At 60.2% G+C, this 15150-nt stretch carries 8 protein-coding genes and 1 pseudogene; 5 read left to right on the top strand and 4 right to left on the bottom strand.

The window, feature by feature from the left end; all coding sequences use genetic code 11:
- Positions 1-73: 73 nt before the first annotated feature.
- Genes NDO48_RS29620 through NDO48_RS29605 form a run of 4 tightly spaced genes read right to left on the bottom strand, consistent with a single transcriptional unit; the run spans position 74 to position 9576 of the window.
- On the bottom strand, positions 74-2866 hold the full coding sequence (locus NDO48_RS29620; protein WP_267322118.1) for a phospholipase D-like domain-containing anti-phage protein: 2793 nt from the start codon (positions 2864-2866) through the stop codon (positions 74-76).
- A 5-nt stretch (positions 2867-2871) separates the two neighbouring features.
- Entirely contained in the window at positions 2872-5880 is a 3009-nt protein-coding gene (locus tag NDO48_RS29615) for an anti-phage-associated DUF1156 domain-containing protein (protein WP_267322119.1), read from the bottom strand.
- Positions 5880-6434, bottom strand: a complete 555-nt coding sequence (locus NDO48_RS29610; RefSeq protein WP_095483058.1) for a DUF3780 domain-containing protein — start codon at positions 6432-6434, stop codon at positions 5880-5882. The genes NDO48_RS29615 and NDO48_RS29610 overlap by 1 nt, the downstream gene beginning before the upstream one ends.
- A 37-nt stretch (positions 6435-6471) precedes the next feature.
- On the bottom strand, positions 6472-9576 hold the full coding sequence (locus NDO48_RS29605) for an anti-phage-associated DUF499 domain-containing protein (protein WP_267322120.1): 3105 nt from the start codon (positions 9574-9576) through the stop codon (positions 6472-6474).
- A 749-nt stretch (positions 9577-10325) separates the two neighbouring features.
- Between NDO48_RS29605 and NDO48_RS29600 the strand changes: the two are divergent.
- From NDO48_RS29600 to NDO48_RS29580, 5 genes and pseudogenes are all read left to right on the top strand, one after another.
- Positions 10326-10409: pseudogene (locus NDO48_RS29600) on the top strand (EAL domain-containing protein); the annotation flags it as partial.
- Positions 10410-10483: 74 nt separating this feature from the next.
- Positions 10484-12163 (top strand): Mu transposase C-terminal domain-containing protein, encoded by a 1680-nt coding sequence (locus NDO48_RS29595; RefSeq protein WP_000179844.1) that lies wholly within the window; start codon positions 10484-10486, stop codon positions 12161-12163.
- A 2-nt stretch (positions 12164-12165) separates the two neighbouring features.
- Positions 12166-13074 (top strand): TniB family NTP-binding protein, encoded by a 909-nt coding sequence (locus NDO48_RS29590; RefSeq protein ID WP_003155746.1) that lies wholly within the window; start codon positions 12166-12168, stop codon positions 13072-13074.
- Positions 13071-14288, top strand: coding sequence for a TniQ family protein (locus NDO48_RS29585; protein WP_006122485.1), 1218 nt, complete (start codon positions 13071-13073; stop codon positions 14286-14288). The genes NDO48_RS29590 and NDO48_RS29585 overlap by 4 nt, the downstream gene beginning before the upstream one ends.
- 61 nt (positions 14289-14349) lie before the next feature.
- Positions 14350-14973, top strand: coding sequence for a recombinase family protein (locus NDO48_RS29580; RefSeq protein ID WP_003155741.1), 624 nt, complete (start codon positions 14350-14352; stop codon positions 14971-14973).
- The last annotated feature ends 177 nt before the right edge of the window (positions 14974-15150 follow it).

Raw genomic sequence — 15150 nt, 5'->3', positions numbered from 1 at the left:
AGCAGCCGTCTCAGGCGCGCGAGGCTCGGCAACAAGACGTCTTCGGCGCCTCGACTAACCGATCATCTCACGACTATCCACGTTTGGTGGGCCAGCCGGTCGAGAGGATCCGTTCGATGTCGCTGCGCGCAAACACCGCGCTCGCTTCATCCCAGCGCTGATCGTCCTTGCTGAGACCAGCCGCATACTTGGATTCGAACGGGTCGAAGCGCTTGCGCGGCACGGTGTAGTCGCGAAGTCGTTTTTCCAGCGTCTCGATGTCCTCGATCCAATCGGCGTCGATCGTCTCCGGCAGAGTACCTAGAATGTCGCTGGATACCTTCATTCGCTCCGAAAGCACGCGGTACACCTTCTCGTCGATGGTTCCCGCGTAACTTAGGTTCGCCATGTCGACCCGTGTACGTGTCTGACCAAAGCGCTTGATGCGTCCAATACGCTGCTCGAGGCGGGATGGATTCCACGGCAAGTCGACGTTTATGAGCGTGCCCAATGTCTGGAGATTCAGTCCCTCGCTCGCAGCGTCTGTTGCGACGACGAGTTTGATATCTCGGTTCGCGACAAGCTTCTTGATTTGCGCGCGGCCGATCGAAGTCGCATTGCCGTCGACTAAAAGGCGGGACTTTCCCGAACCTGCATAGAGGGCAATGACCTGCTCAGGATAAGCCCTGCTCAGCGATTCCGCGATCCACGCCGATGTATCGTAGTATTGGCTGAAAATAATCGATCCCATCTCGCGCCATGAACGGGAGGCTGATCGGTACTCGTCTAGGAAATATTGAACAGCTCGCAGCTTGGGGTCGTCGCTGCCTTGGAGCGCCTCAATCATCGTGCGCAGGTGTCGCCGCTCATCCGCTAATGCGTCAAACGCTTCACCCTCCATTTCCTCCTGAACATCGTCATCAAGTTCGCCCTCGCCCATCAGGGCAAGGGCCGTCGCGATTCCCGCGGCTTGGCTCGAACAGAGACGTTGCAATAGTAGAGTCTTCATGAAGCCAGCCGGCTTGTCGCGCTTCGCATAGGCCTTTGTGAAAGCGTTCACGGCCTGGTACGCAGTGTCAAACGCATCGGACGTGAATAGGCTGAGTTCCCTGAACAGATGGCCTGGCGGCGGGACGTCCCGGTTTGGGTGAATTTCGACGGGAAGGCTTGGCAACAGCCCCAACTTTTCAAGGTCGCGCCGCTTCCGGAGAACAACATGTCGCAGAAGCGGATTATCGCGCTGGAAATAACCGAGACCCTCCCGCAACCCCGTGAGTTCCATGTCTGCCTTCGCTGTGACCACGGGATTGGAGATGTCGGACGCGAATTTCGTTGTCGCCCACTCACCCGGCTTCATTTCGAGCGCATCGCGGATGTCCGCGATGAGATCATCATCCGCAATCGGCGGCATCGGATTTGTGAGGAGCTGCCATCCCTCTCGAAGGTCGGCGACCTGCCTGTCGCCTTTGAGGTAGGGAAGAACCACGTCGGGACGCCGCCAATGGGAGAACGATGTCCCTAGAACGAACTCCGCGCCTTGGTTAAGTGCTTCGAGCAGGTCCCAAAGATCCTTCTCGCTCGTCTGGATCGGTGTGGCAGTAGAGAGCAATAAATGCCGTGTCCGCGTCGCTATGCGCTCAATGAACGTTAGCAGATTATTCGGCGTCCTAGCGGTAGATCCAATGGGCTCGGACCCACGTGCCTTGTGGGCCTCATCCAGAATGACCATGCCGAACTTCCGCCGAAGGAGGTGCTCCGCCTCCGATCCTGCTTTCGGGCTGCCATGGCGGTCCATCCCGTGGACGATGAGGCCTGTTGAGACAATCCCAATGGCATACGGGCAGCGGGCTACATCCGACGCTCCTGCGCCCTTGATCGTACGGCCGGCTGGGTCGATCCAACACTTTTTGGTGCTGTGCCATCGGGCGACCGGCATTCCGAGGCGATCGAGCAGCTCGATTTGCCACTGCTCCGTGAGCGTGGAAGGAACAAGGATCAAGACAGGACCGTCGCCAAGCAGCACCGAGATCAGGGCGGAAACCGCGAGCGACAACGTTTTTCCCACACCGACCTCGTCGGCCAACAGCGCCCGCACCTTTTCATATGTGTCTCTATGCGCGAGGAACTGAGAGACGAAAGCGCGTTGCCAAGGCTGAAGGGATTCGCCGTCGCGATAGATCGGGGATTCGACCAGAGCTGCGGGCGCCACTAATGCTGGGTTCGTGGCAAATTCTACGATTTCGACCTCGCGTCGTTCCGCAAGTCGGCCAACCTCACGAATGATCGCCTCGGGCAACGGCTTTCCCTGCGCCCACAACTCATCGAACTCGGCCTGCACCCATTCGACGCCTTCCGGCGAGGAGTCTTCCCAAACGAGCTCGTAATTGTGTTCCCACGCGGCCCGCGTCTCATTGATTGATCCTATGAAAGCGACGGCCCCGCTATCACCTCTGACGACGCCAGCCTTGCCATGGAGGAAAGGGGCGACCGTCCTGGGCACAACTCGTATCTCAACTTTGCCGGCGCTCAGAAGTTCGTATAGCTTGGCATAGCGCCCGCGATGCACTGTCGCATCCACGACGATGTCGTCGTCGGTGAAGCGTTGGAACAGTTTGGCGTCGCGAACCTTCTGAGCCGCCTCAACATCCTCGGCATCGAGATCCGCATTTGCGACAATACGAACCTTTTCGATAGCCTCAATTTCCTCGCCAACTATCTCGAAGATAGATGACCGGAAATAACCCGCGATGCGGTCGTATGTCCGCGCACCTCTAAGCCGGTCGGCGAGGTACGTGCGAGAAAGGCGGCCGTGCCGAGAAGAGAAGCGCGATAGACCGCCGCCATCAGCAAACTGGGTGCAGCTGGAACGGAAAGGGTTTTCCTCCATGGGTGTCAGAGCCGCTCATTCCTGAGGAGGTTAGCAAGAACACCTGCATGACGCCCCTCATCGTCGTCCCGTCCTCGCTTCGTGACAAAATACTCGGCGACCTCGATCATGTCCTGTCGACGCCTAAAGTAGTCGGGCATGATGTCCTGAAGCTGTGCAAGAACAATCTCCGGTTCCACCTCCCTAACCAACGCGTCTACACCGAACAGCACGGCCCTAATCGCGCCGTCACCAAAGTCGGGAATGTCAAAACCCGCGCGGGGCCCGAACTCGGTGGCACGCTTTAGGCGAGCCGAATTTGGTCTTACATTGCCCATGAAGGGATTGTAGTCGGACACACGGAAGGCGCGTTGGAAATTCTGATAGTTATCCAACTTCGAGTGTCCTCCGGCTTCGAGTCCCACCATCTTGAGATAGAAGCGCTCAGGGCCTTTGAGCTGCTGCCACAAGCGCGCACTGATCCCATCGGGAACCATATGCTCATTTGCGACGCTGACGGCGTATTCGATCATCCGATCGACGACACCTACCTCGCCCTTTCGCCGCTGGCGCACCGCCTCGACCGTCATGTCGCGGCCGTCGATCTTGGTATAGCCGGTTAGGACACGTAGCGCGGCCGCATAGCCCGCCATCTGAAGGTCGGCATCCTCGAACAGGTTCTCCACGCGCCCGTTGCCCTTTAGCGACTGGTTGAGGCCAACGAGTGTGTCTATCTGGTGTGCAACCTCGGCTCGGACGTCTTGGACAATTTCGTCCTCGTATCCGGAAACTGACCCACGCCGCTTGCGCAGTACCAAAATCACCGTCCCCTGGACGTAGCCGCCTTTCCTGAGCTCGCTTGTCGTTTCAGTGGCGATGTACCACGCAGCCTGGACTTGCAGCCCCGCCCCCCAGAATATCTGTGCGAGATCTGCCCAGACTGAACCCGACTGATGAGTGAACATAACGACCTGAAGGCCATTGTCCGGCATGTGATTTGCCATGGCCCCGTAGGCGGCCACCATCTCCCGGCGGAAATCTTCTCCTTCGCCCTTAATCGCGAGTGGACGTCTGGAGTCCCACGTCCACTGGTCGAATGGCGATGGCGGATTGCGCCTAAGCCAAGAGATGAAGAACTCTGTGATCTCGTGGTAGTGCACCGCATCCGCGTAGGGCGGGTCAGTGATAAAGATATCCGCGACCTCCCTAACATCGTCGGCCGGGTGCGTTTCAATCGTGGCGTGGCCGGTAAGGGCATGACGATTTGGGAGGTCTTCGGCCAAGTCCCGAAGATAGGGAAAGGCACGGCAAGAGTAGTTAAAGAACGTCTTGAGGCCCTGCGTATCGAAAACAGTTTGGCTCTTCTCGCCGGAAGCGTCCCAACGTGTGTTACGCGCCATGCGGTCAGCGAGCTTGGCTAGCAGCAGGGCCTCGTGCGGTGCATCGGGATCCGCAAAACGTCGAAAGCAGGACAGCATGTGAAGCTGTCGTGGATTGAAAAAGTGATGCCAGTAGGTCCAGCCCATGGTCCTGATCGGACCTTCAGTCTCGCGGCCGTCGAGGATCGGCATATCGGGAGCCCATCCTGCCTCTTGCCATTTCGCCAGGTTCTCGCGGACGATCGACTGCACCTTCTTCTCGCGACGTAGATCGGAGTCATTGACTGAGGAAAAGAAGGTCTCATAGCGCTGTTTTCCGACCGTCTTGGCGATAATCCACTGGATGCAGTAGAGACGTTCTTGGAAAATATCGTCGCCGCGAGGAATGAAGTCGGCCTTTTCCCACTGGCGTAGCTGGTTCTTGCTGGATCCATCAGGTGCCCGATGGTCACCTCGAATCGATTTAATGGATGTGCGATGCAGTTCCCCATCTACGCTATGGACCAGATATCCATCCACGAGCGTGCCTGTTTCCGCTGCCTTCAGCTGAGCAGTGCTTACACCGTCCACGACTTCAATCTCGTAGCGACGGTTCTCGCGATCGGGGACAAGTTGAACTACAACGCTCCTCGTCTTGCTGATGATCCGGGACGGCAGTAGTGGTACCATCCAGCCGGATGAAGGGCACCGCGTCTCCAGACAATACAGAAAGGCCTTAGCGCGATTGCCGACTTCGTCGTGCTCGATAGCGAGCATCGTGATCTCGCGATCGACACGCGATGATAGCGCGGCTTGCGTCGCCTTCATCTCGGCATGACCGGCCGCGGAAGCGCCGATGATGTTGAGCGCTCCCCAAGTCAGCATGCAAGCGATAGGGTTAAGGTCTGAGGCATGTACATCGCAACCCATCCTTGCGGCCTCGAACGGGATTGAACCACCACCCGAGAAAGTGTCGGCAATCTTCGGCTTCCGTCCAAAGCGCATGATGCCAAGCTGCTCAACGAGCTCGGCATGGCTATTGGCGCTAGTGCCAAGATGCTCGTTTACTTCTCGCCAGATATCGGCGTAGTCCTCTCTGCCGAGCTCCTCGGGTCGAAGCGATCGCGACACTCGCTCCTCGTATGGCACCGCGGAAAGCAGCATCGCCTTGATATGGATCCGCTCTTTTGCAGTGATCTTGGGGTTCCATATCGCTGTCCGGAGCCGTTCGCTGAACTGGTGATCCTGTAACAATTCCGATGCCGCAGCCGACTGTTCAGCGAGAATCGCCGAGCCGTCTTTGCAGACAAACTGATCCTTAAGAACACCTTGCTTCAAAGCGAGCGTCGCAAGTTGCGGGACGCTCGTGCGGTTGTCGCGAATTCCGAACGCGAGGTCATCCATCGCCATGAGACGCTCGAAAATCCTGAGGTCTGCTTCCGGATTGTCTGTAGCAGGAAGCAGGCTACCCAAAATGCAGGCGCGGACAAGCACAAGCGGCTTGCGACCCTTCCAGTACGAGCCCAGCGCCGTAAGGGTCTGACCTGATCCTGCTTTGCGTTCCTTTTTCGCTTCGGCGGAGAGCTTCTGAGCCGGCCAAAGCCGTTCGATCAAAGCCGGGGCATCGGCCAGCGTGCGCACCTTGATCTCGCGCCTATCGAGTGTCGTCACTGTCATCAGAGCCCTTCCAGCAGCGTCGGCCGGTACGCGTCCGGCAGCGCCGCACCTTCTGTAAGTCCGTAGCGGATCGCCTTGCGCCAACCCCGGTTATATTCGTCGGCCTTGCCCGAATTGTGGGCAGCCATCGCATAGAGCCACCAGCGTTCCTCTGGACGCAGACCTGTCCAGGCATTCACCGCCGCCGGAACCAAGCTCTCGTCACACTCATCGATCGCCCAAAGCAGCACGCACATCTCGCGTCCGAGCAAGCGGTGAACCCGGTTATCGCCGGCCTCCCACCGACCCGACCGCAATTTTCGGCTCTTCAGACGTTCGTTGAATGCGTTTCTGAGCGGTGTAGCGACCATCCTCCAACGTCGCGGGTCCACCCGGCAGCGTAGTACTTGGTCGACTGGGCCGTTCTCCTCGGAGTCAAACTTGGGGCCGGAGATGCCGTAGTCTTCAATGACGGTAACCAGCTCGCGCCCAGATGGGCTGATCCGCACGATGAAGTGTTGCGGATCGATTTCATTCTCCGGCACGCCGAATCCGGCAGTGGGTCTGCTTGACATCTCTATTCCTTGTGCGGGCCATCCTGTCCGGATTCTCTCAGCTCTGTTCGATTTCGCCTATGGTGAGCGTTTCACTGATCGCTGCCATGAGATCGTCGAGGTCGGCCGCACGGTCGACGTCGGCACTCTTCCAACTGATTGTCACGTCCGCGTTGTCATCTCCGAGTTCTGTCCGCGCGTATTTGGTGATGCGCTCAATTGCCTCGGCGGTGACGTCAACCTCAGAGCCAAAGTGCGTGCTGACATTCCTGCTTCCAGAGCCGACCGTGACCAGCACGTTGCGGAAGCGGACGCGGGCCTCCTTGCCCTTGGTTATGACAGCGAAAACCTTGTCCGTTGTCGTGACTTGCACTGCTTTTTTGGCTCGCGCCGGTCGTTCGCGGTCGATCTTCGCCCCATCGCCCTCGCGACGCGGGATCTTGAACTCCTTCGTCGTGCTGACACCGGCGGCCTCCGCATAGGCGTAGATGACAACGTCCTTTTCCCCATCAAGACGTATCGGCCCACCATAGAGTTTGCCCTCTCTCGCGACGGTGGCGTCCGTGTTCCATCGGATCTCTCCGGATGGGACGACCGATAGCGTCACCTCGTAGCCCGTACCCGCCGGCTTGGGATTATGGGTGAGATTAAGCTTGTTCGTCCAGGCGAAGGCTCCGCCGGTCTCGTGATCGCCCTCGGGGTCCACTGCCAGGAAGTAGATGCGCATCTCTGCGGTCTCAAACCTCGGCTCATCCAGACGTTGCGAGGACGTGGAGACGTCTGGAGAGGTCGACCAGTAGATGCGACCGCGTCGCCCAGCATTCTTCGCCAGCACGTTGATCGTGGCGATTCCGGTCTGCTCGTCGTAGGCCGCCTCAATGACGCCGACGCTGGTCTTCTCCTTGGGAAACGGCCCTTTCTCGATGCTGCCGGTGTCGGTGCCCCGCCAGCGCTGCCGCGAGATAGCGAGGCGGCGTAGCTCCTCGAGGCCAGTTCGGGGCAACCAGAGCCACCGGACGTTACTCATCGCCCTGTCTTGAATGTCGCCCCAAAGCGTCGTGCGGGTGTGCGGCGGCCAAAGTATATCTTCGGCACGCTCGACGAGCATCTCGTAATTCATTTCGATGTCGGTCACGAGCTTCTTACTGCCAGTGGCAGTAAGGGCATTTTCTACCGCGGTCTCGCCATCGTAGCCGGCGGCTCCATTGAGGCGGAAATTGTCTAGCTTCAAGGTGGCGCCGAGCAGGCATTCGCCGCTGGAGTCGCGTCCTGGATACCAGATCTTGTTCAGTGTAGAAGCGATGGTCTGATAGACGTCAAGCTCGGCATCCGATGCACGATTCTCGAGGTCAGGCCTATTCGGACTTCCGGGGCCTTCCTGGTCAAGGACGCGAGCAATTGCATAGGCGATCCTGAGCTTCTCCTCAACGGAGGCGAGGTCCAACCCCTCACCGCTGACGATGCCAAAATTGTTCCTGTCCTTGGTGAGCTCGAAGAGTTTGCGCGCCTTATCCGGCGGCACCTTCGCGTCAGGCGAGAGGACGATCAGAGCGCGGTCGCCGCGGGTATTAATCTCGTCCATTTTTGGCATGGCGAGCACACGTGTGTAGGCAGTCCGACGGCGGGCGGTGAATATCTCCTCAAGCCGGCGGGCGAGGTCTTGCTCGATTTTGTGAGGCGGCGCGTTGCGCGCCATGTTCTCGATCTTCTTGGTTAGGTTTTCGTTCTTCGAAAAGTACCATGAACCATTGTCTCGCTTATGCAGATACCAACACTTGGAGGTTAGATTCTCGAGTGCGGCGACGAAGTCGTTCTCTTCGCGCAGCGGAGCTACCAAAAAAGAGAGTATGTCCGCGGGCTGAAGTCCCTTTACCGCGTCCGAGGACTCGGCGAGCGATGCCATCAGGATCAACCGGGCGGCTTGGCTGGCGGCATCATTCCCAGCATCAGCGTCGATCAGCTCGGCGTGTGCGTCACTCGACCCGGTATCTACCACATCAACGGTAATAGCCGCGTCCAGGTCGTAGATATTGTTTACCATGTCCCGGATGCCACGGTCGGCAAGGTCTAGGTGCTGCGGACCGATCAGATACACGTCGTTTGTCTTCCGCTTCTGGACAGAGCGGATCATGAGCGCAGCGATCGTCATGAGGCCGCGCGTCTGCCGGAAGCCCTCGTTGTCCTTAAAGGTCGCGACCACGGTTTTGAGGCTCGGATGGAAGGGATAGGTGGCTGCGACCTCGTCCGCGATCTTCTCCGCCGCGCGCTCCAGCGTTTTTGATCGCACCGCATCCGCGAGCACACGCCCGTAGGCGTCGGCGACACTCTCTATGACGGCGGGCGCGGGCTCGCGCGCCAAAAGGCGCTTGCGAAGAATATGATAGATTTCGTCGGAGCCAAGCTCGACGGGGGTGATCGGCTTCGCCTGCCGGCGCGCCTCGTTGGTAATCTGGGACATAATGCGCGAAAGCTCGGCGCTTGACTTGTACTGGCCGACGAGCGTCGACAGCACAATGCAGACGCGGGGAAGCTTTATTGCTGCTGACAAGAGGTTGGAGATCGCCGCCGACGTGACGTCCCCAAGCGTGCCGGACCCGACTGTGATGGTGACCGCCTTATCAAGATAAGGAGGGAGTTCGTCGATCAAGATCAGGACGGGCGCGTCGCCGATCAGGTTGATCCAATCGCCTTCGTTGGGCGCACGAGCCCCGTTGCTCCAAAAGCGTGCGAACTCATCGCCCTTGGCTAGCTGTTCGGCAATAGACCCCCACAGGAATTTATCGTGGTCAATATTGCGGCCGCTTATCACGACGACCTTGGCCGGTCGCGGCGTGAAGCCTTCCGTGATGCGTGCGCTGACTGCGCCGGCAACGCTCGGGTGCGCCGCAAGGTAGCCCAGCGCCAGCATGGAGTGCGTCTTACCGCCACCCATCGCCTGGCGCAGCTCGAAGGTGGCTTGGTCATTGCCTCCAGACAGGCGCCGCAGACCATGCCTGAGCAATTGCGCCATGCCGTCGGTAACGTAGGTTCTCTCAAAAAAGTTGCGAGCGTCGGCCTCACTGTGTTCGGCGAGGTCGCCGAGATCCTCAACCTGCTTGGATAGAGCGTATTCCAGCGCGTCCTGCTTGAACTCGCATGCGTCTACTATCGTCTGAAGCATCATTCGGCCCTGTGGAGGTGGCGCTCGACGAGCGCAATCGTGGATTGTACTGCGCTGCCGCGCTCGAGCAGCAGACGATGAAGCTGACGGGGAACGTGGTCCGGAACCTCGTGCTTTTGCGCGACCCAGTTCCGCATAGTCCGGTCTGTGACGCCAAGATCGCGCGCAAGCGGGCTCTGCCACCGCGCGCCGTAAAGCGCCGGTCCGACAGCATCTAGCAGATTGCGCCCCCCATCCATATTCCTAGTTGTAGGAAGAACTCATCAGATCGCCAAGTGGATTCTTTGGGAAGTCAGCGGGTTTGTGCGTGAGCGCGAATAACAGATGCGCGTTTTCGCAAATAGCGGTTCCGCACGAGCATCTTACCCGGCAATTTTACTAGAATTATTAGTGCGGCCAGGCGCGCCGCGTCCAGGTTAGCTGACGCGAGGCACCATCCCGATCCGCTTCGGGAATCATCTGGTAGCGATAGAGGCGTGTGACCTGCCGGCAGCTCCCCTTTGCGAAGGCTTTGGCCAGCGCACATTTAGAAAACTCGTTACGGCTTCCGGCGCACGGGAAGATCGCAACCGACGAAGTCCAACTCGCAAATAGGGGGCTTTGTGACTTATCCTGAAGAATCTACCTTCTGCTGCCGAATCTGTCGTTGGCCGTGCCTGTAGGGCAGCGCTGACCCTTCTTGGAGCTGCAGTCTGATCTAATCATCCCCTAGCGTCAGAAAATCCACAACGCCGGCCCAGATGGGTGGTCTTTTGGCGCATGGCCAAATTGTCATTTTCAGAAGACGACTGCACCAGTTGATTGGGCGTAATGGCTGTTGTGCAGCCAGCTCCTGACAGTTCAATATCAGAAGTGATCTGCACCAATCTCGACTATGCTCAATACTCGTGTGCACCAAAGCGAGGTGAGCATGGCGACGGACACCCCACGGATTCCAGAACAAGGCGTGGCCACTCTGCCTGATGAGGCTTGGGAGCGTGCGCGCCGTCGTGCGGAGATCATCAGTCCGTTGGCGCAGTCGGAGACGGTCGGGCACGAAGCGGCCGATATGGCGGCTCAGGCGCTGGGCTTGTCTCGGCGCCAGGTATACGTTCTGATCCGGCGTGCCCGGCAAGGCAGCGGCCTCGTGACGGATCTGGTGCCCGGCCAGTCCGGTGGAGGTAAAGGTAAGGGGCGCTTGCCGGAACCGGTCGAGCGCGTCATCCACGAGCTACTGCAAAAGCGGTTCCTGACCAAGCAGAAGCGCAGCCTAGCGGCCTTTCACCGCGAAGTCACTCAGGTGTGCAAGGCTCAAAAACTGCGAGTGCCGGCGCGCAATACCGTGGCCTTACGGATCGCTAGCCTTGACCCGCGCAAGGTCATCCGCCGGCGGGAAGGCCAGGATGCCGCTCGTGACCTACAAGGTGTGGGCGGCGAGCCTCCTGCCGTGACCGCGCCGCTGGAGCAGGTGCAGATAGACCATACGGTCATCGACCTGATCGTGGTCGATGACCGCGACCGGCAACCTATTGGCCGCCCGTACCTGACCCTCGCCATCGACGTGTTCACCCGCTGCGTGCTCGGCATGGTCGTCACGCTGGAAGCGCCGTCTGCCGTTTCGGTTGGCCTGTGCCTCGTGCATGTCGCCTGCGACAAGCGCCCTTGGCTGGAAGGACTGAACGTGGAAATGGATTGGCAGATGAGCGGCAAGCCCTTGCTGCTCTACCTAGACAACGCGGCCGAGTTCAAGAGCGAGGCCCTGCGCCGGGGTTGCGAGCAGCATGGCATCCGGCTGGACTATCGCCCGCTGGGACAGCCGCACTATGGCGGCATCGTGGAACGGATCATCGGCACGGCGATGCAGATGATTCACGACGAACTGCCGGGAACGACCTTCTCCAACCCTGACCAGCGCGGCGACTACGATTCCGAAAACAAGGCCGCCCTGACGCTGCGCGAGCTAGAGCGCTGGCTCACATTGGCGGTCGGCACCTACCACGGTTCGGTGCACAACGGCCTGCTCCAACCGCCGGCCGCGCGCTGGGCCGAGGCCGTGGCGCGTGTCGGCGTACCGGCCGTCGTCACACGCGCTACTTCGTTCCTGGTCGATTTTCTGCCGATCCTCCGGCGCACGCTGACCCGCACCGGCTTTGTCATCGACCACATCCACTACTACGCCGATGCGCTCAAGCCGTGGATTGCGCGGCGTGAACGCTGGCCGTCCTTTCTGATCCGGCGCGATCCGCGCGACATCAGCCGTATCTGGGTCCTGGAACCGGAGGGACAGCATTACCTGGAAATTCCCTACCGTACCTTGTCGCATCCGGCTGTCACCCTCTGGGAACAACGGCAGGCGCTGGCGAAACTGCGGCAGCAAGGGCGCGAACAGGTGGATGAGTCGGCGCTGTTCCGCATGATCGGCCAGATGCGTGAGATTGTGACCAGCGCGCAGAAGGCCACACGCAAGGCGCGGCGTGACGCGGATCGCCGCCAGCACCTCAAGACATCAGCTCGGCCGGACAAGCCCGTTCCGCCGGATACGGATATTGCCGACCCGCAGGCAGACAACTTGCCACCCGCCAAACCGTTCGACCAGATTGAGGAGTGGTAGCCGTGGACGAATATCCCATCATCGACCTGTCCCACCTGCTGCCGGCGGCCCAGGGCTTGGCCCGTCTTCCGGCGGACGAGCGCATCCAGCGCCTTCGCGCCGACCGCTGGATCGGCTATCCGCGCGCAGTCGAGGCGCTGAACCGGCTGGAAGCCCTTTATGCGTGGCCAAACAAGCAACGCATGCCCAACCTGCTGCTGGTTGGCCCGACCAACAATGGCAAGTCGATGATCGTCGAGAAGTTCCGCCGCACCCACCCGGCCAGCTCCGACGCCGACCAGGAGCACATCCCGGTGTTGGTCGTGCAGATGCCGTCCGAGCCGTCCGTGATCCGCTTCTACGTCGCGCTGCTCGCCGCGATGGGCGCGCCGCTGCGCCCACGCCCACGGTTGCCGGAAATGGAGCAACTGGCTCTGGCACTGCTGCGCAAGGTCGGCGTGCGCATGCTGGTGATCGACGAGCTGCACAACGTGCTGGCCGGCAACAGCGTCAACCGCCGGGAATTCCTCAACCTGCTGCGCTTCCTCGGCAACGAACTGCGCATCCCGTTGGTTGGGGTAGGCACGCGCGACGCCTACCTAGCCATCCGCTCCGATGACCAGTTGGAAAATCGCTTCGAGCCGATGATGCTGCCGGTATGGGAGGCCAACGACGATTGCTGCTCACTGCTGGCCAGCTTCGCCGCTTCGCTCCCGCTGCGCCGGCCTTCCCCAATTGCCACGCTGGACATGGCTCGCTACCTGCTCACACGCAGCGAGGGCACCATAGGGGAACTGGCGCACTTGCTGATGGCGGCGGCCATCGTCGCCGTGGAGAGCGGCGAGGAAGCGATCAACCATCGCACACTCAGCATGGCCGTTTACACCGGACCCAGCGAGCGGCGGCGGCAATTCGAGCGGGAACTGATGTGAAGCCTGCGCCGCGCTGGCCGCTGCATCCCGCCCCGAAAGAAGGCGAGGCGCTGTCCTCATGGCTCAACCGCGTGGCCCTTTGCTATCACATGGAGGAGCCCGACCTGCTGGAGCACGATCTTGGTCACGGCCAGGTCGATGACCTGGACACCGCGCCACCACTCTCGCTGCTGGCGTTGCTTTCCCAGCGGAGCGGCATCGAGCTGGACCGGCTGCGCTGTATGAGTTTCGCCGGATGGGTGCCTTGGCTACTGGACAGCCTTGATGACCAGATTCCAGACGCCTTGGAAACCTATGCGTTTCAGCTCTCGGTGTTGCTGCCAAGACTCCGCCGTAAGACGCGATCCATCACGAGCTGGCGTGCCTGGCTGCCCAGCCAGCCGATAAACCGCGCCTGTCCGCTCTGCCTGAGCGATCCGGAGAACCAAGCCGTACTGCTCGCGTGGAAGCTGCCCCTGATGCTGAGCTGCCCGCTGCATGGCTGCTGGCTGGAATCCTATTGGGGCGTGCCAGGGCGGTTTCTCGGCTGGGAGAACGCCGACGCCGAACCGCGCACCGCCAGCGACGCGATTGCGGCGATGGACCAGCGTACCTGGCAGGCACTGACAACCGGTCACGTGGAGCTGCCGCGCCGACGCATCCACGCCGGATTGTGGTTTCGACTTCTTCGCACGCTGCTCGATGAGCTGAACACCCCGCTTTCCGCGTGCGGAACCTGCGCGGGGTATCCCCGCCAAGTCTGGGAAGGCTGCGGGCATCCGCTGCGTGCTGGGCAAAGTCTGTGGCGACCGTATGAAACCCTGAATCCGATAGTACGGTTACAGATGCTGGAGGCGGCGGCAACGGCAATCAGCTTGATTGAGGTGAGGGACATCAGCCCGCCAGGCGAGCAGGCAAAGCTATTCTGGTCCGAGCCCCAAACCGGGTTCACCAGTGGCCTGCCGACGAAAGCGCCGAAGCCCGAGCCCATCAATCACTGGCAGCGTGCAGTCCAGGCCATCGACGAGGCCATCATTGAAGCGCGACACAACCCCGAGACGGCACGCTCGCTGTTCGCGTTGGCTTCCTATGGTCGGCGCGATCCCGCTTCCTTGGAACGGTTGCGCGCCACCTTCGTGAAGGAAGGCATCCCGCCGGAATTTCTGTCACATTACCTGCCTGATGCACCCTTTGCATGTCTTAAACAAAATGACGGGTTAAGTGACAAATTTTGACGGATAGAGCTTTCCGGCTCACACTGTCACATAATCGAACGTATACGTGACGGGTGAAAAGGTGCTGATCGGCTACATGCGGGTATCGAAGGCGGACGGATCCCAGTCCACCAATTTGCAACGCGATGCGCTCATCGCCGCTGGTGTGAGCCTTGCGCACCTTTACGAGGATCTGGCCTCGGGCAGGCGCGATGATCGCCCAGGGTTGGCTGCTTGCCTGAAGGCGCTTCGTGAAGGGGACACGCTGATCGTGTGGAAGCTCGATCGGCTTGGCCGTGATCTGCGCCACCTGATCAACACCGTGCACGACCTAACTGCGCGTAGCGTGGGCCTGAAGGTCCTGACCGGTCACGGTGCGGCGGTCGACACGACGACTGCCGCCGGCAAGCTTGTGTTCGGTATTTTTGCCGCGCTGGCCGAGTTCGAGCGTGAGTTGATTTCCGAGCGAACAGTCGCTGGACTTATCTCGGCGCGCGCTCGCGGCAGGAAAGGGGGGCGCCCCTTCAAGATGACCGCCGCCAAGCTACGCCTGGCGATGGCCAGCATGGGGCAACCGGAAACCAAGGTGGGCGATCTCTGCGAAGAACTCGGGATTACCCGGCAGACGCTCTACCGGCACGTGTCGCCCAAGGGCGAACTGCGGCCAGACGGCGTAAAGCTGCTCTCCCTCGGTTCAGCCGCATAAATGGAGGCGACCTGGAACGGGGCGCTGTTCAGTGCGGCAACGATCCGATTACCGGTGTCGACCCAGAGCAGCCGTAGAGCTTTTGGGAAAGCTGTCGTTCAACGCCTGAATTAAGCCGACTCGCGAAGCGGGTTCGGCTTGAATGAATTGTTAGCGCTCAGTGCGCCAACTTTAACG

It is taken from the genome of Aminobacter sp. MET-1 (genome assembly GCF_026521175.1).
Lineage (GTDB): Bacteria > Pseudomonadota > Alphaproteobacteria > Rhizobiales > Rhizobiaceae > Aminobacter.
The sequence above is the reverse complement of the archived record's forward strand: the minus strand, read 5'-3'. Positions and strand labels throughout refer to the sequence as shown.

Bases quoted from the DNA above. Each gene is read 5' to 3' on its own strand.
- NDO48_RS29620 (WP_267322118.1), bottom strand. From the start codon at position 2,866: ATGGAGGAAAACCCTTTCCGTTCCAGCTGCACCCAGTTTGCTGATGGC.
- NDO48_RS29595 (WP_000179844.1), top strand. From the start codon at position 10,484: ATGGCGACGGACACCCCACGGATTCCAGAACAAGGCGTGGCCACTCTG.
- NDO48_RS29610 (WP_095483058.1), bottom strand. From the start codon at position 6,434: ATGTCAAGCAGACCCACTGCCGGATTCGGCGTGCCGGAGAATGAAATC.
- NDO48_RS29605 (WP_267322120.1), bottom strand. From the start codon at position 9,576: ATGATGCTTCAGACGATAGTAGACGCATGCGAGTTCAAGCAGGACGCG.
- NDO48_RS29615 (WP_267322119.1), bottom strand. From the start codon at position 5,880: ATGACAGTGACGACACTCGATAGGCGCGAGATCAAGGTGCGCACGCTG.